Origin of the sequence: Rhizobium sp. 768_B6_N1_8 (genome assembly GCF_051811225.1) — a bacterium.
Lineage (GTDB): Bacteria > Pseudomonadota > Alphaproteobacteria > Rhizobiales > Rhizobiaceae > Rhizobium.
Map to the genome: position 1 here is coordinate 841,933 of NZ_JBPWPV010000001.1, position 22,109 is coordinate 864,041.

A 22,109-nucleotide genomic window follows, 5' to 3' on the forward strand; every position below is an offset into this window, starting at 1 on the left:
TCGGCTCGGACATACCCCAGGGTATGCCCTTCGCCAATCGCTTCTGCCCTGACGAAAACCTGCTCCGGCAGAATGCTGCAATATAACCGGGAAAGGCTCTAAGCGTTCCGGCTGCGGAGCTCCAAGCGTAGCGACGCCGCAAAGACGAAGAGGCCGAGGAAGGACAGGACGGCGCCGACATAGCCGGTCGCCGCAAAACCGTAACCCCAGGCAATGACGAGACCGCCGAGCCAGGCGCCGAGTGCGTTGGCGATGTTGAAGGCAGAGTGGTTGGAAGCGGCGGCCAGCGTCTGCGCATCGGCCGCAACATCCATCAGGCGCGTCTGCAGCGCCGGGCCCGCCGCAAAACCGCAGCCGACGAGGAAGACGCAAAGCCCGAGCATGTAGGGGTTGGCGGCAGTCAGCGAGAACATCGTCAGCACGACGATATTATAGACCAGCGAACCGCCGATCGTGCCGAGCAGCGATTTGTCCGCCAGCCACGAGCCGATGACATTGCCGGCATTCATACCGACACCGAACAGCACGAGCATGAGCGCAACGGCCGTCTCCGGCAGCATCGCCACCTGCGTCGTCGTCGAGGCGATATAGCTGAACATGGCAAACATGCCGCCATAACCGACAGCGGCGATGGCGAGCGTCAGCAGGATTTGCGGACGACGGAAGGCGCTGAGTTCGCGCAGCGCACTCGCCCCTTCGGCGACCTTGTCATGCGGCACGTAGAACCAGATGAGGGCGACCGTCAACAGACCGATGATGCCGACGGTGAGGAAGGCGACCTGCCAGTCGAGCGCCTGGCCGAAGAAGGTCGTCAGCGGCGTGCCGAGCAGAGTTGCGACCGTCAGGCCGAGCATGACCCGGCCGACGGCCCGTGCGCGGCGATGCACCGGCACCATGGAGGCGGCGACGAGCGCTGCCACGCCGAAATAGGCGCCATGCGGCAGGCCGGTGATGAAGCGCAGCACCGCGAAGCTCTCAAAGGTCGGTGCGACGGCGCTCAGGATGTTGCCGACGGCAAAGAGCAGCATGAGGCAGAGCAGCAGCGTGCGCCGCGCCATCTTGGCGGCGAGCACGGCAATGACCGGTGCGCCGATGACGACGCCGAGCGCATAGGCGCTGATGACATAACCTGCCTGCGGGGTCGTGACCGAGAAAGTATCGGCCACATTCGGCAGTAGGCCCATGATCGCGAATTCACCGGTGCCGATGCCGAAGCCGCCAGCGGCAAGTGCGAGTTGGACCAGGGCAACGGTCATGGCCGAGGGAAGCGCTGCCTCCGGCCCGGAATCGATAGAAGCATCGATAGAATCGTTGACGGCAACCTGGCTCACGGGCGGTCCTCGGAGGATCTAAGCTTGGCGACGGCCGCTGGCGGGACGCGCAGGGCCGGTCATTTGCAATTGGTGGGCAGAAATGGCGGGGGGCGGAGATATGATCTCCAATATCCCATCTATTGAACGGGAAACCGGAAGCGTCGAGTGCTTTTTTTGCAGTGCAGCGTCCTGCTATCTGCATACGTCCATTGCAATATTTGCGTTTCGGCGATGTGACCCGGAAAACCATCCGGCTTGAAATCGCAGGTGCGTCAACCATTTCTTGAGGGCATGGATAGCGGGATAGGAACAGGCACCTCATGAAGCTCGTCGGTTTTTTCAATCGCGACGGCGGTACCTTCAGAACGACGGACATGCAGGCTTATGAGAAACGCGCGGAAGAAGTCTTCCGCGAAGCCGGCCATGATTTCGATGCCATCGTCTTCTCCGGCAACGAGATCGTTCCCGCCATGGAACGGGCCGCACGGCGCGACGACATCGACGGCATCGTCGCCGGCGGCGGCGACGGCACCATTTCGGCGGCCGCATCGATTGCCTGGAAGAACGGCGTGGCGCTCGGCGTCGTGCCGGCCGGCACCATGAACCTCTTTGCCCGCTCCCTGAAAGTGCCGCTCGATATCTGGCAGGCGCTCGATGTGCTGGCTTTCGGCGAAGTCGACAATATCGATATTGCCAGCGCCAACGGAAGGCCGTTCATCCACCAGTTCTCCGCCGGCCTGCATGCGCGCATGGTGCGCTACCGCAATTCCTACAGCTACCGCTCCCGCCTCGGAAAGATGGGCGCCAGCACTCGCGCTGCCTTCGGCGTCGTCTTCAACCCGCCGGAATTCGAGGTCGAGTTCGAGGCGGCCGGCATGAAGGAGACCCGACGCGTCTCGGCGATATCAGTCTCCAACAACCCCTTCGGCGAAAACGCGCTGCTCTATGCCGACAATCTGCGCAGCGGCGAACTCGGCTTCTACACGGCAAAACCGCTGAAACCGCTCGGCGTCGCACGGTTGGCGATCGACATGCTGCGCGGCAGATTCCGGGAAAACGATGCGGTCATGGTCCTGCATCCGGCCGAGGTGCATCTGCACTTCCCGAAGTTGCGCGCCAAGGCGAACTGCGTGATGGATGGCGAGCTTCTGCCGCTGGAGCGCGATGTCACCGTCAAGCTGCATCCGGGCGAATTGAAGGTGCTGGTCAAGCAGGGATTGGCCGCGCAGGAAGGCGAGAGGGAGCGGCGCGAACCGGCCGCGTGATTTTCAGAACGAAGCGGAGCGTCTGGCCCTGAAAGGAATGAGAGCGCTTTCGACGATATCCCGGTCCGCCTCGTCGCCGAAAACACAGGTGCGATTGCGCCCCTTCTTCTTGGCGCAGTACAGCGCTTCGTCGGCTGATGCGATGAGCTGTCGCCAGCCTTCAGCACCACAGGCGCCGGAGGCGACGCCGATGCTGACAGTGATCGAGAGAGCGACGCCGGTTTCCGCGTCACGGATGACATGCGCCTGAATGCGGCTGCGAAGTTCTTCGGCAAAATCCAAGGTGTTCGAAAGATCGGATGTGGAAACGAGAACGGCGAATTCCTCGCCCCCATAGCGCGCGACGATGTCCGTCGGACGCATCGCGCCCTGCAGCAGGGTGGCGATTTCGATGAGCACGGCGTCGCCCGTCAGATGGCCATAGGTGTCGTTCACCGTCTTGAAGTGATCGATATCGATCAGCATCAGGCAGACATCTTCCTCGCGCTCCGAAGGGGCATTGCCGAAGCCTTCCAGCGCCCGGCGGTTCCAGACACCGGTCAGCCCGTCCTTTTCGGCCTGCATCTTCAGGCGGGCCTCATATTCGGCCCGTTCGTCCAGCTTGCCGCGCAGCAATTCCAGCGCCTCGAACAGGCTGCGCATCTCCGGCGCCTTGGAGATCGTCTCCAGGTCGGTCGCGGGACTGCCGTCTGCGAGCGCGATGATCTGGCGTCGTGCCGTCAGCAGCGGACCGAGCATGTGCAGGCGGATGGAGCGGAAGAGCGTAAACAGCACCGCAAGAGCGGAGGCCGTGATCACAGCGATGACCGCCAGGCGATAGGAAGCGGCGTAGTGCTGGGTCCGGTAGCGCTTCACCACATCGTCGAGAAAGACCGTACGCAGCCGCTCCAGCGGCTGCAGCGTCGGAACATAGTCGCGTGTCAGGTCAACTGCGGAAACCGAATAGTCCCCCGAGATCTTGCCTTGCTCGATCAATATCTTGACGAGTTCGAGGCCAGACCCGAAAAAGATCGTATCGACATCCTTCATGAGCTGCGCAGAGAGCGCCTCGTGATCGCTGACGATTTTCTGGCCCTGCATCAGCGCACGCAGTTCCAGAAGCCGGCCAATGGTGCGGTTCGCGTCGGTGATATGGCTGTCGCGTAAAGGCTGGCGGGTGGCAATCGGACCCATGATCTGCGAGGCGGCCCGGCCCCCATATTCGCGCATGTCGCTGATCATCCGCCCCGTCAGGAATGGCGCGGTCAGTTCCGACCGGCGGGTGGTGAAAGCGGCTATGTGCCAGTCGACGACATGCTGGAATGTTTCGATCACCTCGATCATTTCGCCGATCGCGTTTTGCACATCGCCGGGCTCGCGGTCGGCGAGCGGTGTTGCGGCAACGCGGTCGACGGCTTGGCGAGCCCTGCGAAGCTGCGCCCTTGTCTCAGAGAGCGCCCCCTGGAGATCGGGAAGCGAGGAGGATAGATCGACTTCGGGCGGCTCATCGAGCGCCTCGAGCGAGAGATCGCTGATGCGCCGGAAGACCTTTAAACGCTCTGTTGCGGGCGCGCTGCTATTTGGCTCTATCGCCATGATGTCGTTGGCCGGTCCGCGCTCCGCCGACATGCGGCTCGCCGCTTCCAGAACCTGGCGGAAGCGCTCTACAGCCAGCAGATTGTTATTGGTGGAGCGGTAGCTTTCATAAGTCGGAATGAGAGCGCTGGCTGTCAGAATGAGGGTCAGAAACGCCACGATGACGGTCGCAAAGAGCAGCTTTCCCTCAAGAGTGATGCGGTTCATCAAACCGATCCCTTTCAACTCGTCATCCAATCCGGCGCCGTTGCCGGTTTATTGAATATGCTGATATCGGGCATATATTACCGATTTCGAGTATAGATAATCGATAATGCCAACAGGGTTAAGAAAAGCGTCTAAGTGAAAGTTATGTGACGGGCTCTATTAACTAGAGGCGCGCAAGATAGGTGCGATAGTCGAAATCCGACACGGTGCGCAGGTACGCTATTGCTTCCTTGTACTTCGTATCACCATACAACTTTCGATACTTATCGCTGAAGATATTGGCGATAAATGCCGACTGCCGGAAGGCCTCGACCGCCGTCAGGAAATCATGCGTCAGACGCTTCGCGCCCGGTGGCGTATAGGCGGGCGTCGTTTCCTCGCCGGGATCGAGATCTCCGTCGAGGCCGAGCAGCATGCCGCCGAGGATCGTCGCCAGCAGCAGATAGGGATTGGCATCTGCACCCGCCACGCGGTGCTCGATGCGCGCCGCCGGCCCGTTGCTATCAGGAATGCGGATTGCCGTGCCGCGATGCCCGCTACCCCAGGTCAGATCGGTCGGCGCAAACGAGCCCGGCTGGAAGCGGCGATAGGAATTGGCAAAGGGGGCGAAGACGAGCTGCGCCTCCTGCATGGTCTGCAGCATGCCTGCCGTCACCGATTTCAGAAGTGTCGGCTCGCCGCCCTTGGCATCGAGGATATTGTTGCCATCCCTGTCGATGATGCTGGCATGCACATGCAGACCCGATCCCGCCTGGTCCGAATAGGGCTTGGCCATGCAGGTCGATTTCAGCCCGTGCTTGCGCGCCGCCTGTTCGGCAACGCGTTTCAGGTAGAGGCAGTCGTCGGCCGCAGCCAGCGCATCGGGCCGGTGCAGCAGGTTGACCTCGAACTGGCCGGGCCCGAATTCCGCCGTCGTTGCCTCCGCCGGCAGGTTCATCGCCTTGGCGTAGGCGCGCAGCGTCTGCAGGTAGTCGTCGAGTGCATCGACGGCGCTCATGTCGTAGAGCTGGAAGCCGTTCGGATTGCCGCGATAGGTGAGGCTTGCAGGCGGGGAGGGAATGCCCGTCTCGCGCCAGTTCTCCTCAACCACATAAAATTCCAGCTCGGTCGCGACGACGGGCGTCAGCCCGCGTTCGGCATAGCGTTCAAGCACGGAAGCGAGAATGCTGCGCGGATCCATGAAGCTGCGGCTGCCGTCGAATTCATGCATCATGGCAAGCACCTGCATCGATCCCTCGGGCGCCCAGGGCATCGGCGTCAGGCTGCGCTTGTCGGGAATGACATTGCCGTCGGGGTCGCCGATTGTCAGCGACAGGCCGGTGATGTCGTCATTGTCATCGCCCCAGATATCGAGCGACTGCGTGGAGGTCGGCAGGCGGATGTCGCCAGCCCAGACTTTCTTTTCGGCCGAAAGCGGCAGTTGCTTGCCGCGCAGATCGCCATTCATGCCGACAACCAGGATCTCGAAACGCGGATCGCCCTCTCCAGCCTCTTTGCCCTTGCTCGCCATGACCTTGAAAATCCTCTCGCAGAAGGCCAAGGTCGTAAACTATCACCGAAAGCCTTTCAATCCGAAGGTCTAATCATGTCCGATACTTATCCGTTGTCGAACCTTGCCGCGATCGATGCCGCCCATCATCTGCATCCCTTCTCCGACATGAAGAAACTGAATGCCGACGGCACGCGCATCATCCAGCGCGGCGAGGGCGTGCATATCTTCGATGCCAACGGCAAAAAATATCTCGATGGTTTCGCCGGCCTCTGGTGCGTCAATATCGGCTACGGCCGCAAGGAAATCGCCGATGCCGTCGTCAGGCAGATGAACGAGCTCCCCTATTACAACGCCTTCTTCGGCACGACCTCGCCGCCGACGACCCTGCTGGCTCAGAAGGTGACGTCCAAGGCCGGGCCGCGCTTCAACCACATCTTCTTCACCGGCTCAGGCTCGGAGGCGAACGACACCTGGTTCCGCATGGCCCGCGTCTATTGGGCGGCGGTCGGCCAGCCGTCGAAGAAGACGGTCATCGCCCGGCGCAATGGCTATCACGGCTCGACGGTCGCTGGCGCCAGCCTCGGCGGCATGAAATACATGCATGAACAGGGCGATCTGCCGATCCCGGGCATCGTCCATATCGGCCAACCCTACTGGTATGGGGAGGGAGGGGATCTCACGCCGGCCGAATTCGGTCTGAAGGTCGCCCGCGAGCTGGAAGCCAAGATCGATGAGCTCGGCGAGGAGAACGTCGCCGCCTTCGTCGCCGAGCCGATCCAGGGGGCAGCCGGCGTCATCATACCGCCGGAGACCTACTGGCCGGAGATCGACCGTATCTGCAAGGCGCGCAACATCCTGCTCGTCACCGATGAAGTCATTTGCGGCTTCGGTCGCCTCGGTGAATGGTTCGGCCATCAGTATTTCGGCGTCGAGCCGGATTTTGCACCGATCGCCAAGGGGCTGTCGTCAGGCTATCTGCCGATCGGCGGCGTGCTCGTCAGCGATCGCATCGCCGACGTTCTGATCAACGAGGTCGGCGATTTCAATCACGGTTTCACCTATTCCGGCCACCCGGTCTGCGCTGCCGCGGCCCTCGAAAACCTGCGCATTATCGAGGAGGAGAAGCTGGTCGAGCGCGTTCGCGACGATATCGGCCCCTATTTCGCCAAGAAATGGGGCGCCCTTGCCGAGCATGATTTCGTAGGACAGGCGGAAAGCGTCGGCCTGATGGGCGGCCTGCAGCTTGCCGCCGACAAGAAAACCCGCACCCGCTTCGAAAAGCCTGATCCGATCGGCTCGCTGGTGCGCAATCACGCGCTCGCAAACGGCCTCGTGCTGCGCGCCACCGGCGACCGCATGCTGGCCTCGCCACCGCTCGTCATCAGCCACGAGGAAGTCGATGAGATGGCACGCATCACCAAGATTGCGTTGGATGCTGCCTGGAAGGAGTTGCGCTCCTAAGGATAGGCGACCGCGTAGGCGAATTGATAGGTATCACCCGGCCGGCCGTAGATATAGGGCAGGGCGACGATATGCGTCTCCGGCTGTTTCAAGCCGGTCTGCGCCAGCACATCCCCAAAATATTCATTCGGCCAGGCCGGCGGGGTCCCGCCCTTGTCGTCGCGCCAGACGAAGACGACGGGATGTTTCGCATCCAGCTGGAATTTCGGCTTGAACTCCGGATAGAAATAGGACTGCACCGGGGTGCCCGGCATTTGCAGGCGCATATTGCCGTCGAGATGCGGATCATAGCCGACGATCAGCCCGGGCTCGCCGCCGATATCCCTGCGGATGATCTCGGCAAAACTGTCGTAGGGAATGTTCAGGCGCTGATAATCGCCGATGAGCGGCCCCCAATAGGCCCGCATGGCAAGCACGGCGAGCACCGCGCCCATGATGACGCCACTTACCGCAAGCGATGCCCGTAAGGGCACGCCTGCATCGACTTCGGCACTGTCGGCCTTCATGCAGATATAGAGCGGCAGGATGAGGAAGAGTGGCGTCAGCCATCGGTCGGCGACGTTGTCGACACCGGCAAGCAGGATCATCAGCGCAATGGCGCCGATCTCGATCAGCAGGATGCGCCCGGCAATTCGTGTCCAGCGGCTGGAAGCGCGCCACATTGCCCGCAGCGATTTGGCAAAGAGCGCCAGAAAAATGACGACCGAGACGCCGGCGATGCCGACCATCGCGGAGATGAAGCGGAAAAAGCCGGTCGATACCTGCGACAGAAAGCCTTCACCCGCACCGGTCATCTTGTGCAGCGTGCGATCGACGGCAAGGTCCAGATGCTGGAGGAACCAGAGCGCATGCGGCAGCACGATTGCGATCGACAAGACGATCGTCAGTGCGAGCCGCCAGTCGAAAATCCGCTTGCGGAAATCGGTGTCGATGAGGGCAGCGACCAGAGCGGCGGCAGGAAGAAGCGCAAAATTATACTTCGATATCATGCCGATGCCGGTCGCAATGCCGACGATGGCATAAGAGATTGCCGAAGGCGTCTTCAGCGTGCGGAAGAAACCATAGAGAAACAGCGAGCCGGCAAAGATCGTCGCCACGGAATGGGTGAGATCCCGCTGCGCCTCGAAGACGATCTGCGGCACGGTGAGCAGGCCAAGCGTCGCCACCACCACCAAGCTGCTGTTCTTCAATGTCAGCCGTGCCGCCAGCCAGTAGAAGGTGTAGGAGAGGAACAGCATGCTGCATTTGAGGAGCGACAGCGAAAAGAGCGACACGCCAAGCAGCGATGTCACCCCATACTGCACCCAGTTGTAGAAAGGCGGCTGCGAATTATAGCCGAAGGCGAACCACTGCGAGAGCAGGATCTGCTCCGCCTCGTCCAGCTCCAGCGCATTGGGAATGCTGAGCCGTACGATCAGGTGGAGCAGAAAATAGGTTCCGAGCACCGCCAGGATCAGATGTGGCCGGCGGCTGAAAAGGCTCTGCACGTCAGCTTTCTCGGGAGAAGATCTGGCGCACGATATAATTCGGCGAGGCGTCGTCGCGGTAGTAGGTGCGGGCGATCATCTCCGCCAGGATGCCGGTCGTGATCATCTGCACGGACGAGAGCAGCAGCACGACGCCGACCATCAGCATCGGTCGCGTGCCGATATCGTTGCCCATGATGAACTTGTCGAAGCCGAGATAGATGAGAATCAGCGCTGCGAGGCCGCCGAGGCCGAGGCCGAGCGAGCCGAAGAAATGGCCGGGACGCGCCTTGTAGCGCATGAAGAACATCACCGACAGCAGGTCGAGGATAACGCGGAAGGTACGCGAGATGCCGTATTTCGACGTGCCGTGCTGGCGTGCGTGATGGGTTACAGCCATTTCGCCGATGCGCGAGCTCGGCACGACGCCGGCAACCCAGGCCGGGATGAAGCGGTGCATTTCGCCCATCAGCTTCACCTGCTTGATGATCGAGGCACGGTAGATCTTCAGGCTGCAGCCATAGTCGTGCAGCTTCACGCCGGTGATGCGGCCGATGAGGTAATTCGCGCACCAGGAGGGGATTTTGCGCAGCAGCAACCCGTCCTGGCGGTTCTTGCGCCAGCCGACGAGCAGGTCGAGTTCGCGCCGTTCCAGCTCCGAGACCATCGAAGGGATATCCTTCGGGTCGTTCTGCAGGTCGCCGTCCATCGTGGCGATCAGCCGGCCTCGCGCCGTATCGATGCCGGCCTGCATGGCGGCGGTCTGGCCGAAATTGCGCTGCAGCTCGACGATGCGCAGCGTCAGCTCTTCGCGGTTGACGAACTTGCGGGCATTGACGAGCGTTGCGTCCGTGCTGCCGTCGTCGACGAGGATCAGTTCCCAGCGATGCGGATAGTCTACCATCGCCGCGGCAATGCGCTCGACGAGCGGGCCGATGCTTTCTTCCTCGTTGAAGACAGGAACGACCAGCGACAGTTCGAGCGGTTGCACCTGATCATTCGCATCGCGAATGGACTCTACCGTTGTCTGCAACTTTCATTTCTCCTAAAAGGCGCGGCAATGGAAGCCAATGGAAGCCAGCCGCCGCAGCCAAACTTAGGAAGCCTGATACATGAAGACCCCGAGTGTTGAAAGCGGGCAATCCTGGTTTCTGCGCAATCGCATGAGCCTCCTGACGGTCGCGATCGTCGCAGCCTATGCACTTTTCATCGAATGGTTCTGGGGCTGGTCGGTCATACTGGAACAATGGGCCGCCGTCGGTCCACGTCCGGTCATCGGCGCGCTGATACTCCTGACCAGCACCTATTTCCTGCGTACATGGCGCATCTACGATTATTTTCCACGGGAGACGGGGGGCCGTTTCGCAACGCTCTTCCGGGTGACCCAGATCCATAACCTTTTAAACATCATGCTGCCCTTCCGAGCCGGCGAGACCAGCTTTCCGGTGCTGATGCGCACGGAATTCGGCATTCCCCTGACACGCGGCACCTCCGCCCTGCTGGTCATGCGGCTGTTGGACCTGCATGCGCTGCTGGCCGCCGCCGGCCTCGGCTTTGCTGTGGTCGCCCCGAACGCGGCCCTTGCATGGCTTGTCTGGGTCATCTTCCTGTTCCTGCCGGTCTTCGCCTTCGCTGCCCGCAAGCCGCTGCTGCGCCTCGGTGCAAAACTTCTGCCGCGCAAGGCGCAGGCACTGCTTCATGAAATCGAGAATGGACTGCCTTTCGATGCCGTCGCCTTTAGCCGTGCCTGGGCGATGACCATCGTCAACTGGCTGGTGAAGGTGCTGGTGCTCGCCTGGGCGCTCGGTCTGATGGGCGTAATGCCGATGGCCGCGAGCTTCGGGGGCGCGCTGGGCGGTGAGCTTTCCTCCGTCCTTCCGGTCCATGCGCCCGGTGGCGTTGGCACCTATCCGGCCGGCATCACTGCCGGCGCGATCGCCTTCGGTGCTTCAAGCGAACGCGCTGCGCTGGGTGCGCTGGCCCAGGCAAGCGTCAACGCCCACCTGCTCATCATCGTCTCGGCCCTGACCGGGACCGCCATCTCGCTTCCCCTTGGCCGCCGGCGCAAGGCTAGGTCGTAAGCTCCAGAATGCGCTTGCGCAGAAAGACCTGTTCCGGTTCCTGCCGGCAGAATGTCAGCGCCGTCTCATAAGCTTGAATCGCTTCGGCCCGGCGTTCGAGCCGGCGCAGGAAATCGGCCCGCGCCGAATGGGCGAGGTGATAGGTCGTCAGCTCCCCCTTGCCGAGAATGGCGTCGACAAGTGCCAATCCTTTTTCCGGCCCCTCGGACATGGCGATCGCCACGGCGCGGTTGAGCTCTGCAATTGCTGAAGGGTGGGCAGCTATCAGCAGGTCGTAATAGAAGGCGATGCGCCGCCAGTCCGTTTCCTCGACGCTGCCGGTCTTCGCGTGCTCCGCCGCGATCGCCGCCTGAACCGTATAGATGCCGATATCAGGCGTGCGCATGGCGCTTGCGAGCAGCGAGAGCCCCTCTGAAATCTTGCTTCGGTCCCAACGCGAGCGATCCTGATCGGCAAGCAGCACCAGCGCGCCGTCGACATCCTGCCGGGCAGCACGGCGCGACTCCTGCAGGAGCAGCAGCGAAAGCAGGCCTGCGACATCCGGATGCGGCAGCAGGGTCGCCAGCAGCCGCGCCAGCCGGATCGCCTCGGCCGTCAGGTCGGCGCGGACGATCGTGTTGCCTGAGGATGCCGAATAGCCCTCGTTGAAGACGAGGTAGATGACATGCAGCACCCGGTCGAGCCGCTCCGGAAGCTCCGCCCCGACAGGCACTTCATAAGGGATATTCTCCGTCCTGATGCGGTTCTTGGCGCGCACGATGCGCTGCGCGACGGTCGGCGCCGGCACCAGGAAGGCATGGGCAATCTCTTCCGTCGTCAATCCGCAGACCTCGCGCAGCGCCATCGCAGTCTGTGCATCGGCGGCAAGAGCCGGATGGCAGCAGATGAAGATCAGCCGCAGCATGTCGTCCTCGATCGGTTCCATATCGCCGATCTCCGTTTCTGTGCCATCAGGGTAAAGGCCGTCCTCGATATGCTGCAGCGAGGCGTTGAAGCGCGCCCGCCGCCTGAGGTGATCGATCGCCTTGAAGCGGCCGGTCGAAACCAGCCAGGCGACGGGATTGTTGGGCATGCCGTCAACCGGCCACGTCCGCGCCGCCGCCGCAAAGGCATCGTGCAGCGCTTCCTCCGCCCGGTCGAAATCGCCGAGCAGGCGGATCAGCGTCGCCAGAACCCGGCGCGAATGTTGTCGGTAGATATCCTCGATTGCCTGTTCCCCAATCACCTGTCCCAAGGGCCGACCCTCACTGCGGCAGGGTGAGCAGTCTCACCGGGCGCAATTCGATCGACCCGACCCGGACGCTCGGAATGCCCGCAACGACCTTGCGTGCATCTTCCAGATCGGTCGCGTCGATGATGTAGATGCCGGCCAGATGTTCCTTGGTCTCGACATAGGGGCCGTCGGTCGAAGACAGAGTGCCATCGCGCACCCTCAATACAGAGGCACAGTCAGGACCTTCCAACGCATCGGAATGGATCATGATGCCTTTGCGCTGAAGTTCCTCGTCATACTGGAAATGTGCCCTGACGAGCTCGTCGCCCTCGGCCTGGCTGAGTGTGCCGTCCGTATGGGCGGAATTATAGATGAGGCAGACGAAGCGCATGGCTATCTCCCATCCTTGATCGAATAGCCGGGCCGGATTTCGATCGATGCATATTTGAGGATCGGGAAGGTGGAGATGATCGCTTTCGCTTCCTCCATATCTCCAGCCTCGATCACGACGAAGCCGCCGAGATGCTCCTTGATCTCTGCGAAAGGACCATCCGTTGCAGCGACGGTGCCATTGCGAACCCTGAGCGTCACGGCCTGCTCCGGCTCGTAGAGCGCCAGCGCGCTCAGCATATGGCCGCTTTCGCGCCAGCTGTCGTCGCTGACGATGCATTCTTGGGTGACAGCCTCCCATTCCTCTGGCGTAACCCGCTTGCTCTTTTCGGTATCGAACCAGATCTGGCCCAGAAACTTCATGGCGTCACCTCCTCAGCCGAATTCATGGATGGGGCGAACCTCGATCGCGCCGAGCTTCGCCAGCGGAATGCCGGCGGCAACACGGATCGCATCGTTGAGGTCCTTGGCGTCGATCAGGATGAAGCCGCCGAGCGCCTCCTTCGTCTCGATGAAGGGGCCATCTGTGACCGACATCTCGCCGCCGCGCACCCGCACCGTGACCGCCGATTGCGGCGACTGCAGCGCCTGGGCAACGATCATATGACCGCTGTCGGCAAGATCGCGGTCATAGGCGAGCGAGTCCCGGTCGAGCTTGTTCTTCTCTTCCTGCGACATGGCCGACAGCACCGTGCCGTCGAACCAGACCTGGCAAAGATATTTCATTGCTTATCCTCCACGCTGTGCTTTCACAGCCCTTGGACGAACAGCCTAGGCGCTTTTCGACAGGGAAGAAAAGTATCTTTTAAGCGGTCTGAATGTCGAACAGCCGAGGCAGCGCTCGACAAAGCTTCATCTGACAACATCGAGGAGATGGAGCAATGAGCATGCTTGAAATCGGAATAGCACACCTGATCGTCACACGCGGCGCATGCAAGATGCCGCCGCTTGAGAATGTCGAGGTGATAAAGGTGCTGGTCAGGACCGTGATTGCGCTGGCGGCGTTTGCCGGCCTGATCGCAGCGCTGCAGCTTGCCGCAAGCGCTTGAGAACAGTGCGCGGCCCGACGGACAAGGCCGGGCCGCGCCTGATATCTTATTGAAACGCCGTTTCGAAGAAGCTGCGCAGCTTGCGCGAATGCAGGGCTTCCGGCGGCATGGCGGCAAGCTTCTGGATCGCCCGGATACCGATCTGCAGATGCTGGTTCACCTGTGTACGGTAGAAGGCGGTCGCCATACCCGGCAGCTTCAGTTCGCCATGCAGCGGCTTGTCGGAAACGCAGAGCAGCGTCCCATAGGGTACGCGGAAGCGGAAGCCGTTGGCGGCGATCGTTGCCGATTCCATGTCAAGCGCGATGGCGCGAGCCTGCGACAGGCGCTTAACCGGGCCTGCCTGATCGCGCAGTTCCCAGTTGCGGTTGTCGATCGTGCCGACCGTGCCGGTACGCATGATGCGTTTCAGCTCGAAGCCTTCGTAACCGGTGATCTCGGCAACGGCAGCCTCGAGCGCCACCTGCACTTCGGCAAGTGCGGGGATCGGCACCCAGACCGGCAGATCGTCGTCGAGCACATGGTCTTCGCGCATATAGGCATGTGCCAGAACATAATCGCCGAGCCGCTGGCTGTTGCGCAGGCCGGCGCAATGGCCGAGCATCAGCCAGGCATGCGGGCGAAGCACGGCCACGTGGTCGGTGATCGTCTTGGCGTTGGAAGGACCGACGCCGATATTGATCATGGTGATCCCGGCATGGCCCTTCTTCTTAAGGTGATAGGCCGGCATTTGCGGCAGGCGGGCAAGCGTCACATCCGTTTCCGGAACGCTTGATCCTGCGAGCGTGACGATGTTTCCGGGCTCCACGAAGGCCGTGTAGCCGTCGCCGCCTTCGGCCATCATCTTGCGCGCCCAGGAGCAGAACTCGTCGATATAGAACTGGTAGTTCGTGAAAAGCACGAAGTTCTGGAAATGCTCGGCACCGGTGGCAGTATAGTGCGACAGACGGGCGAGCGAATAGTCGATGCGCTGTGCGGTAAAGGGTGCCAGCGGTGAGGGCTCGCCCGGAGGCGGCAGATACTCTCCGTTGGCGATCTCGTCATCCGTCGTGTTGAGGTCAGGCGTATCGAAGAGATCGCGCAGCGGAATATCGACGAAAGCCGCCGCAGACGCTTCCACATGCGCGCCTTCGCCGAAAGCGAAGTGCAGCGGGATCGGCGTGGAGGATTCCGAGACGACGACAGGCACATTGTGGCTCTTCATCAGGAGCAGCAGCTGCTCCTTCAGATAATGTTTGAAGAGCTTCGGCCGCGTGACCGTCGTCGTATAGACGCCCGGTGCGGTCACATGACCATAGGAAAGGCGGGAGTCGACATGACCGAAGCTCGTCGTCTCGATGCTGACCTGCGGGTAGAAAGCGCGGTAGCGGGAGGTGACTGGCGCCCCTTGCGCGAGCTTCGTGAAGCTGTCGATCAGGAACGAGGTATTGCGCTCGTAGAGCTCCGTCAAAGCTTCGACGGCTTTTGCCGGATCATCGAAGGCTTGCGGCTCGAAAGGGGGAGGGGACGAGATGTCGAAAGCGGACAGGGGATAGATTCGTTTGCTCATGGCGCATTATAGGGGGTTGTTTTTAACAAGCAAACGACGCGCGAAGGCTGAGACCCAGATTTTTCCAGGTCTCAGCGGATGGTGGTGCAGTAACCGCCGCTGCTTTCCAGGCAGGTATAGTTCGCGCCGAAATGCGACTGCTGTGCGCCGCCGCCGCCGGTGCGCACGACGACTGCCGAAAAAGAGATCGCGAAGATCGCCGCAAACAGCGTTATGATTGTAAACCGTCTCGCCAGAATGAACACGTCCACGTCCTTACCCCGATATACGCCCTTCATGGTGCTGTTTTGCCATGATGTGGCTGAACGGGTGCTGAGATGGCGGTTCATTTTGCGTTCAGTTTCTGAGGCCGGCTAAGGTTCTCAGAGCCTGCCTGAACGTCTCAGAGACGGGTCCAGGTTTGCGTTTTGCAGAAGACCTGCATCACGCAGCCCTGCATCTTGAGCGAGCCGCCGGAGATGCTGCCCGAGCCGCTATAGGTCTTGTCGTCGGCAGGATCGGTGATCTCGCCGCTATAGCTGCCGCCGGTGCCGGATAGTCTGCCGATCTTCTTGCCTGCATATTTGCCCGTCTTCAGCGTGATGCAGTAAGCGCCGCCGCAGGGCGCAATCGCCGCCGTGTCGCCGGCGCGGGTCTTCCAGTTGCCGACGATCGGTTCATCCGCCTGTGCAAGGCCTGCAACAAGTGCCAGCGCGCCGGCGAGAACGAGGGTACGGATCATCTCTTCCTCCATAAGATATGAAATGGCGCGAAAATAACTGACGCGAACGTAAAGGTAAATACGCCTCCGAAGAGCCCGAATTCCGGCCTTCCCGTCAGGTTTTTTCTGATGATCGCCGGATCGATGCTGATTTCATAGTGAACAAATCCTCAATTTCCAAATCTGAATTTTTCGTAAAAGGCGCGCAAAAATCCTTAATTTGCAGGGATTCCGATGTTTAACAAAAACCCAAGTTTACCAAGCATTTGCACTTTGTTTGCGTCAAATTAATCATGCATTTTAGGCGTTTTTTGAAAGCAGTTTGGCATAGTGAACCCATCAAACGAGCGGGGCAAACCCGCCGGACCGGAGAGGCCGAAAGCCGCAGAAGATGGCAAGGCCCAAAGGTAAAACAGGGTACGTCTTAACAGGCTAAACAGGGATAGAAACCGATGGCACGCTTTGAAATGCACAATGCTGAAATGGCCACCATGGGTGGCGAAAACAACAGCGCCGATGTCTTCTGCGAAATGGGTCTGATGTATGCGACCGGCCGTGGTTGCGAGATCGATCTCGTCTCCGCTCACAAGTGGCTGAACATCGCCGCAATCAAGGGCAACGACCGCGCCGCCGAGCTGCGCGCCGATGTGGCCGCTTCGATGAGCAAAATGCAGCTTGCCGAAGCGCTCCGCGCCGCCCGCGAATGGATGACGATCCACTAAAGCATGTCGTCGCTTGGCGCGACACGCTGTAAGGACCGTCTCCAACAAGATAATTCGAAATAACAACCTCAAAAGAGGGGAGCTGGCGGGGCGCTTTGGACGGGGCCGACGCCGGGAGAAGGAAACCGCGACCGGCGCCCTCCCGCCGGCCGCGGTTTACCCGTTTTGGTTTCCCATTGTCAGGCGAGTTTTTTTAAGACCAGCGGGAGCGCTTCTTCGAGCAGCGCCATGTCGGCTTCCGGCCCGACGCTGACGCGGATGCAGCGGTTGAGCGGTGCGACACCCGGCATGCGGATGAAGACGCCGTGCTCCATCAGCCCGTCGACGATGGCCCGCGCGTGAGCGCCGTCGCGCCCGGCATCAACAGCCACGAAATTGGTGGCCGATGCCAGCGGCTGCAAGCCGTTGGCCCTGGCAATATCAGCGATCCTGTCGCGCGCGGCATGGATTTTCCCGATCACTTCGGAAAGATAGGCCTGATCCTTGAGGGCTGCGAGGGCTGCAACCGTCGCAAGCCGGTTCATGCCGAAATGGTTGCGGATCTTGTCGAAGGCCTGCGCCGTGCCCGGCGTCGAGATGGCATAGCCGACGCGGGCGCCGGCAAGTCCGTAGGCCTTGGAGAAGGTGCGGGTCCGCACGATGTTCGGCAGGTCGATGAGCGATTGGATCGACGGTAAGGCAGAGGCCGGGCCGGTCTCGCTATAGGCTTCATCCAGGATCATCAGGCAGGTTTCCGGCAGGGCGCGCGCGAAGGCGACGATCTTGTCGGCATCCCACCAGCTTCCCATCGGATTGTCAGGGTTGGCGAAATAGACGAGTGGCGCATTCTCGCGCTTGACTGCATCGAGCAACGCGTCGAGATTTTCACGGTCGCCGGCATAGGGAACGGTGACTAGTCGGCCGCCAAAACCGTTCACGTGGAAATTGAAGGTCGGATAGGCACCGAAGGAGGTCACGACGGTGCCGCCGGGCTCGATTACCAGCCGCACGATTTGCCCGAGCAGTTCGTCAATGCCGCCGCCGACGGCGATATTGGCCGGTTTCACGCCGAGATGGGTGGCGAGCGCCTCGCGCAGTGCATAATTTTCCGGATCGTTGTACTTCCAGATATCGCCAGCCTGCTCCTGCATGGCGGCAATGACCGAGGGAGCCGGGCCGAAGCCGTTTTCATTGGCGCCGATGCGCGCTTCGACTTTAACGCCGCGCTGGCGCTCGATGGCCTCGGGGCCAACGAAAGGAACGGTGGAGGGCAGGGCGCTGGCAAGCGGCGTGAAGCGCAAAAAGGCAGACATGCGAGGGCAATTTCCCGGAATTATTGAAAATGCCGCGCAACAATAGGCTCTCACTTTGCCAAGGCAAGCAAGATTATTTCTCGTTCGTGACGGCTCAGACGCGGCTGCCGTTGCGGCGAGCGTCGATCGCTTCCGTGTTGCCGATCATGAAGTCGGCGCGCACTACCTTGCGTAGAACATCCGGCTCTATCAGGTTGATGAAACGAACGCCGATACGCTCATGATGGCGGTAGACCTCGGCACAGCCGATGCGGTAGGCAAGCCCCAAGATGTTGAGATAATAATGTTTGGGCAGGCCCGCCGTGGTCGACACGACGAAGGTCGCGCCGCCCTGGGAAATATCGAGGATTTCGGCGCTGCGCATCGAAATCCCGGTCAGACAGGGGCGAACGGCGACGATACGAGCCGGTCGTTTGACGTTGAACTCCTCCCAGCGAATGTCGTAGACAGCCGACTTCACCGTGGCGAGGTGCGTTGCGCGGAGCATTTCCATTTCGCATTCTCCGTCAGGCAGTTCAAAATTTGGGGCAGTTCAAATTTCAGGCTGTTCGACGGAGAGGCTCACACGAATGTTTTTCACATTCGTCAAATATAAAACTACAATTTTAGCGAGTTTGAAATTTGTGCGTTAGCGGCACATCTATTGTGCCCTCTTGGGAATAAACCATTCGCGCTCAGGCCAGCAATCTTGCCGCGCAATAGCCTCCAGCAGCGCTAAGTGCCGTCAGAAAGGTTCCCCAGACCATATCTATAAAGCTCATAGCGAGCGGCCAGTTCTTCAGTGTCGACAAATTAGTGATGTCGTAGGTGCCATAAGCCGCCAGTCCCAAAATGGCACCATAGAGCAGCGTCGTGCCGAGCGAGCCGCTGGAAAGCCCGGGCAAAACCGCAAGTATGACAATTGCAACTGTGAAGAGCAGGTAGAAAAGGGCGGCGATGCCAAGGTTCGGCGAGGGCAGCATCAGCTCGCCGAGCTGATCGCGGTAGAAGGTGCGGGCGACGATGCCGAGCCATATTGCGTCGATGACGGCAAGGGTGAGAAGGCAACCGGCATAGGCGACAAGCGCTGTCTTCATCGTCTTTGATCTCCCGCTTTGTCCTTCTACGCCATGGCATGCCCTCCGGATCGCCGTTGATTCTCTTTGCGCAGATTTTTCCCGAACTCTTTCAGTTGCCGGGCGTTTTTCCTCAAGCGGTACGCTGCTTCCAATCATGAAAGCGAGGAAATCAAATGACTGACGTCAAAGTCCCCTGGGAATCCTGGGTCGTTGTCTGCGATGGGGCGAAGGCCCTGATCCTGCAGAATGCCGGCGATGCGGAACTGATGAATCTCCAGGTCCGCGAAACGCTCACGCAGCCCAACCAACCTGACCGTGAACTCGGCACCGACAAGCCCGGGCGCTCTTACGCGCCTGACGGACTGAGCGGCAGCGCCATGGAGGAGACCAACTGGCAGGACCAGGCCGAAGCCGACTTCCTGAAGGAAGTTGCCGTAAAGCTCGACGAGCTCGTGCATGAGAAGGAGGCAAGCCGCATCGTTCTGGTGGCGCCGCCGCGCGCGCTCGGCACGCTACGGCCCAATCTCAGCGCCGATGCGCAGGCCGCGATCTCGGCCGAAGTGGCGAAGGATTACACCAATCTGCCAATCGACCAGATCGAGCGGCACCTCGCCGCTTGATCGCGATAAGTCATCGCTGTTCGAAACGCGGGTCGTATGGCCCGCGTTTCCTTATGGGGAGAGGGCTGAAATCAGAGGCTGGTTTCGAAGCTCAGCCGCAGCACGTGGTGCAGGAATTCGGGGTTCAGCAGCATGTTGAAGCTGATGGTCACGAACTCGTCTTCGCGCTTGACCACGGTCGCGCCGATCTCGTCATGGATGCCGAGGATTTCCAGGAAGAAATTCTGCGGCATTTCCAGGCTGGGGCTGACTTCCAGCAGCGCCCCGGCGAGCGTGATGGTGCGGATCAGGCAGCGGACTTGCGTTCCGGTGCTGAGGTGATGGCCGACGAAGATGATGTTGCCGGGCCGATCGAGGTTGAATTCTCTGTAAGCCTGTTCGGGCTTGGGATGTTCTGTGTCGAGGTGCATCTGAAAGGCCATGTCAGCCTCCGCTTGTTGTATGATCAGACTTTAACGCAGGATTGCTCACATCTGCTGAACAATATCTTTAAAATTAAAAGCTTGTGCAAAATCTAACGGCATAGCGATTTTATTGTCGGCAATACTGTCCAGAATCTGCCCATTTTTTCACCAGATGTGTGCCGATCTTGACTTGGCGTCTGTCGTCGCGCATAAAAAAGCCGGTTCGAGGCACCAGCCGCTCGCGGATGAAGATCCATGGTGAAGCCCTCGCGATCATGGTCACAGCCCCTGTGCATGCTGACTGACGGCAATGCGAGCCCCCCTGACAGTCGAATGGCATGCCGTTGAAAGGCTGAACCCGTGACTCGTATACCCATGACTGGGACCTATCCACCGGTCGACGAACTGAAGGCCCAGGCAAAGCGCCTGCGCCAGGCCATGACTGAACGCGGCAGCGAGGTGAGCCATGCCGCCGCCCTCGAACTGATCGCCCGCCAATATGGCGCCCGCGACTGGAACACGCTGTCGGCCCTTGCAGCCAAGCCCAATGACAAGCCCACCTCGCCGATCTTCGTCGGCGCTCATATTCGCGGGCGTTACCTGAACCAGCCCTTCACCGGCAAGGTTCTGGCGCTTTCGGCGGTGCCCGGCAGCGAGTTCTACAGGGTCACCATCCATTTCGATGAGCCTGTCGATGTCGTGTCCTTCGAGAGCTTCTCGGCCTTCCGCCAGCGCATCCACGCCCAGATCGACGAGAATGGCGTTTCACCGCGCAAGACCTCGAACGGTCTGCCGCATCTCGTTCTCGATATCTGATCGCCAAATCGTTGCCCGCAACACCCGGATTCCGTCCATGACCTCACGTTCTGAAACCAATACTTTTCTGACCGGCCCGCTGCTTGCCGTTTTTGCCCGCACGGCGCTGCCGATCATTCTGATCACTACCATCAACGGCCTGTTCGCCGTGGTGGACGCCTATTTCCTCGGCGCCTATGTTGGGGCTGGCGCACTGTCGGCCGTTACCCTGATTTTCCCTGGCCTGATGATGCTCGTCGCCCTGCAGTCGCTCGTCTCGAACGGCATGGCAAGCATCCTTGCCCGCGAGCTTGGCGGCGGCAATCGCGATGCCGCCCGGCGCACCTTCGCGGCTGCCCATGTGCTGGCAATCGTGGTGGTGCTTGTCATCAACGTGATTTACTGGACCGTCGGCTGGAACGTCGTCGCAAATGCGGCAGGTGGTGACCTCACAGTAGCCGAAAATGCCCGCACCTTCATGGGTATCATGATCGGTGCCGCGCCAATCGCCTTCTTCCTGTCGCTCAATATCGACGCCCTGCGCAGTGAAGGCCGGATCGGCTTCATGACCATGGTGATGCTCGCTGCCACGGCACTCAACATCGTCGCCAACTGGTTCTTCATGGCGATTCTGCAATGGGGTGTGGCCGGCTCAGCGCTGGGCTCCGTGCTGGCGCAGGCGATCTGCCTCGTTGCCGTGCTGATCTACCGTTGGCGCAATGAGCGCGCACTCCGTCCGGCATCCCGCTTTCCGCTTTCGGATTGGCGGCCGATCCTGGCGCTTGGTGCGCCGATGAGCCTCGGCTTCATCGGCATCTCGCTCTGCTCGGCAGCCGTGATCTTCAACCTGTCGATCTGGGGCGAGGGCGACTATGTCGCAACCATCGGCGCTTACGGCATCATCACCCGCGTCATGACGCTCGCCTATCTGCCGCTGCTTGGCCTCAACATCGCTTCCCAGACGATTTGCGGCAACAATTACGGAGCGGGTCTTTCAGAGCGGGTCGGCCGCAGCCTGCAGATCGCCTTGATCGCAGCGCTCGTCTACTGCACTGGCGTCGAGATTACGGTGGAGCTGCTGGCAACTCGCATCGGCCACATCTTCGTTGCTGATCCGATCGTCATCGCCGAGGTCTCGCGCATCCTGCCCTGGACGGTCGGCGCTTATTTCCTGTTCGGTCAGATGATCGTGCTGTCAGGCTATTTCCAGGCGATCGGCGATGCCAAACGTGCGGCGATCTTCGGTCTGTCGCGTGCCTATCTCTTCACGCTGCCGCTGACTTTTCTGCTGCCGTATGCTTTCGGGGAGATGGGCATCTGGATGGTGCCGGTCTTTGCCGAGGCCTGCATGTTCCTGCTGGCCTTTTCCGTACTTGCGCGCAATGCGAAACGGCTTGGCTGGCGCTACGGGCTGTTGCCTGCCTGAAGGCAAGCAATTCCAGCAAAAGTGTGCAGCG

24 protein-coding genes are annotated in these 22,109 nt (G+C 60.6%); 8 read left to right on the top strand and 16 right to left on the bottom strand.

The features are described 5' to 3' along the window. Window positions 1–98: 98 nt before the first annotated feature. Complete coding sequence (locus AB8B33_RS04205) at window positions 99–1,331, bottom strand: MFS transporter (protein WP_439014463.1); 1,233 nt, start codon at window positions 1,329–1,331, stop codon at window positions 99–101. A gap of 302 nt (window positions 1,332–1,633) precedes the next feature. Between AB8B33_RS04205 and AB8B33_RS04210 the strand changes: the two genes are divergently transcribed. After that, window positions 1,634–2,578, top strand: a complete 945-nt coding sequence (locus AB8B33_RS04210; RefSeq protein ID WP_439014464.1) for a diacylglycerol/lipid kinase family protein — start codon at window positions 1,634–1,636, stop codon at window positions 2,576–2,578. Window positions 2,579–2,581: 3 nt separating this feature from the next. Here the strand turns inward: AB8B33_RS04210 and AB8B33_RS04215 are convergent, their stop codons facing one another. After that, window positions 2,582–4,360 (bottom strand): diguanylate cyclase, encoded by a 1,779-nt coding sequence (locus tag AB8B33_RS04215; protein ID WP_439014465.1) that lies wholly within the window; start codon window positions 4,358–4,360, stop codon window positions 2,582–2,584. 163 nt (window positions 4,361–4,523) lie between these two features. After that, window positions 4,524–5,900 carry a glutamine synthetase family protein gene (locus AB8B33_RS04220; protein WP_439014466.1) on the bottom strand — a complete coding sequence of 459 codons (1,377 nt, stop codon included), beginning with the start codon at window positions 5,898–5,900 and terminating at the stop codon, window positions 4,524–4,526. Window positions 5,901–5,945: 45 nt separating this feature from the next. Here AB8B33_RS04220 and AB8B33_RS04225 point away from each other — a divergent pair, with 45 nt between their 5' ends. After that, window positions 5,946–7,313 (top strand): aspartate aminotransferase family protein, encoded by a 1,368-nt coding sequence (locus AB8B33_RS04225; RefSeq protein ID WP_439014467.1) that lies wholly within the window; start codon window positions 5,946–5,948, stop codon window positions 7,311–7,313. On the opposite strand, the gene AB8B33_RS04230 is transcribed toward AB8B33_RS04225, so the two are convergent. Continuing rightward, window positions 7,310–8,800, bottom strand: coding sequence for an ArnT family glycosyltransferase (locus AB8B33_RS04230; protein ID WP_439014468.1), 1,491 nt, complete (start codon window positions 8,798–8,800; stop codon window positions 7,310–7,312). The genes AB8B33_RS04225 and AB8B33_RS04230 overlap by 4 nt on opposite strands. 1 nt (window position 8,801) lies before the next feature. Then, the gene (locus AB8B33_RS04235; protein ID WP_439014469.1) at window positions 8,802–9,812 is read right to left on the bottom strand and encodes a glycosyltransferase family 2 protein; all 1,011 of its coding nucleotides are present in this window, start codon (window positions 9,810–9,812) and stop codon (window positions 8,802–8,804) included. Between the two features lie 79 nt (window positions 9,813–9,891). On the opposite strand from AB8B33_RS04235, the gene AB8B33_RS04240 reads away from it, so the two are divergent. After that, complete coding sequence (locus AB8B33_RS04240; protein ID WP_439014470.1) at window positions 9,892–10,860, top strand: lysylphosphatidylglycerol synthase domain-containing protein; 969 nt, start codon at window positions 9,892–9,894, stop codon at window positions 10,858–10,860. Here the strand turns inward: AB8B33_RS04240 and AB8B33_RS04245 are convergent. Genes AB8B33_RS04245 through AB8B33_RS04260 form a run of 4 tightly spaced genes read right to left on the bottom strand, consistent with a single transcriptional unit; the run spans window position 10,850 to window position 13,189 of the window. Beyond that, the gene (locus tag AB8B33_RS04245) at window positions 10,850–12,085 is read right to left on the bottom strand and encodes an RNA polymerase sigma factor (protein ID WP_439017185.1); all 1,236 of its coding nucleotides are present in this window, start codon (window positions 12,083–12,085) and stop codon (window positions 10,850–10,852) included. The genes AB8B33_RS04240 and AB8B33_RS04245 overlap by 11 nt on opposite strands. 19 nt (window positions 12,086–12,104) lie before the next feature. After that, window positions 12,105–12,464 (bottom strand): YciI family protein, encoded by a 360-nt coding sequence (locus AB8B33_RS04250; protein ID WP_439014471.1) that lies wholly within the window; start codon window positions 12,462–12,464, stop codon window positions 12,105–12,107. A 2-nt stretch (window positions 12,465–12,466) separates the two neighbouring features. After that, the gene (locus AB8B33_RS04255) at window positions 12,467–12,826 is read right to left on the bottom strand and encodes a YciI family protein (RefSeq protein WP_439014472.1); all 360 of its coding nucleotides are present in this window, start codon (window positions 12,824–12,826) and stop codon (window positions 12,467–12,469) included. A 12-nt stretch (window positions 12,827–12,838) separates the two neighbouring features. Next, entirely contained in the window at window positions 12,839–13,189 is a 351-nt protein-coding gene (locus AB8B33_RS04260; protein ID WP_007821693.1) for a YciI family protein, read from the bottom strand. Window positions 13,190–13,344: 155 nt separating this feature from the next. Between AB8B33_RS04260 and AB8B33_RS04265 the strand changes: the two genes are divergently transcribed. Then, the gene (locus tag AB8B33_RS04265; RefSeq protein WP_439014473.1) at window positions 13,345–13,512 is read left to right on the top strand and encodes a hypothetical protein; all 168 of its coding nucleotides are present in this window, start codon (window positions 13,345–13,347) and stop codon (window positions 13,510–13,512) included. A 46-nt stretch (window positions 13,513–13,558) separates the two neighbouring features. Here AB8B33_RS04265 and amn read toward each other — a convergent pair whose 3' ends face one another. The 3 genes from amn to AB8B33_RS04280 all read right to left on the bottom strand — a co-directional run bounded on the left by amn (window position 13,559) and on the right by AB8B33_RS04280 (window position 15,782). After that, window positions 13,559–15,061 (bottom strand): AMP nucleosidase, encoded by a 1,503-nt coding sequence (gene amn, locus AB8B33_RS04270; RefSeq protein WP_113324172.1) that lies wholly within the window; start codon window positions 15,059–15,061, stop codon window positions 13,559–13,561. Between the two features lie 71 nt (window positions 15,062–15,132). Further along, complete coding sequence (locus AB8B33_RS04275; protein ID WP_113324199.1) at window positions 15,133–15,312, bottom strand: hypothetical protein; 180 nt, start codon at window positions 15,310–15,312, stop codon at window positions 15,133–15,135. A gap of 131 nt (window positions 15,313–15,443) precedes the next feature. Next, on the bottom strand, window positions 15,444–15,782 hold the full coding sequence (locus AB8B33_RS04280) for a DUF2147 domain-containing protein (protein ID WP_113324171.1): 339 nt from the start codon (window positions 15,780–15,782) through the stop codon (window positions 15,444–15,446). Window positions 15,783–16,213: 431 nt separating this feature from the next. Between AB8B33_RS04280 and AB8B33_RS04285 the strand changes: the two genes are divergently transcribed. Further along, window positions 16,214–16,483, top strand: a complete 270-nt coding sequence (locus tag AB8B33_RS04285; RefSeq protein WP_007821684.1) for an SEL1-like repeat protein — start codon at window positions 16,214–16,216, stop codon at window positions 16,481–16,483. 179 nt (window positions 16,484–16,662) lie between these two features. Here the strand turns inward: AB8B33_RS04285 and AB8B33_RS04290 are convergent, their stop codons facing one another. The 3 genes from AB8B33_RS04290 to AB8B33_RS04300 form a co-directional block, all read right to left on the bottom strand. Beyond that, window positions 16,663–17,775, bottom strand: a complete 1,113-nt coding sequence (locus AB8B33_RS04290) for a pyridoxal phosphate-dependent aminotransferase (protein ID WP_439014474.1) — start codon at window positions 17,773–17,775, stop codon at window positions 16,663–16,665. Between the two features lie 94 nt (window positions 17,776–17,869). After that, the gene (locus AB8B33_RS04295; RefSeq protein WP_007821677.1) at window positions 17,870–18,268 is read right to left on the bottom strand and encodes a hypothetical protein; all 399 of its coding nucleotides are present in this window, start codon (window positions 18,266–18,268) and stop codon (window positions 17,870–17,872) included. Between the two features lie 181 nt (window positions 18,269–18,449). Beyond that, entirely contained in the window at window positions 18,450–18,851 is a 402-nt protein-coding gene (locus tag AB8B33_RS04300) for a DUF2177 family protein (RefSeq protein WP_439014475.1), read from the bottom strand. A 155-nt stretch (window positions 18,852–19,006) separates the two neighbouring features. On the opposite strand from AB8B33_RS04300, the gene AB8B33_RS04305 reads away from it, so the two are divergent. After that, window positions 19,007–19,453: a baeRF12 domain-containing protein gene (locus tag AB8B33_RS04305; RefSeq protein WP_007821673.1), complete on the top strand. Its 447-nt coding sequence runs from the start codon at window positions 19,007–19,009 to the stop codon at window positions 19,451–19,453. Between the two features lie 71 nt (window positions 19,454–19,524). Here AB8B33_RS04305 and AB8B33_RS04310 read toward each other — a convergent pair whose 3' ends face one another. After that, the gene (locus AB8B33_RS04310) at window positions 19,525–19,863 is read right to left on the bottom strand and encodes a hypothetical protein (RefSeq protein ID WP_112544807.1); all 339 of its coding nucleotides are present in this window, start codon (window positions 19,861–19,863) and stop codon (window positions 19,525–19,527) included. Between the two features lie 369 nt (window positions 19,864–20,232). Between AB8B33_RS04310 and AB8B33_RS04315 the strand changes: the two genes are divergently transcribed. Beyond that, on the top strand, window positions 20,233–20,673 hold the full coding sequence (locus tag AB8B33_RS04315) for a glyoxalase superfamily protein (protein ID WP_439017186.1): 441 nt from the start codon (window positions 20,233–20,235) through the stop codon (window positions 20,671–20,673). A 37-nt stretch (window positions 20,674–20,710) separates the two neighbouring features. Next, window positions 20,711–22,078, top strand: coding sequence for an MATE family efflux transporter (locus tag AB8B33_RS04320; protein WP_439014476.1), 1,368 nt, complete (start codon window positions 20,711–20,713; stop codon window positions 22,076–22,078). Window positions 22,079–22,109 lie beyond the last annotated feature (31 nt).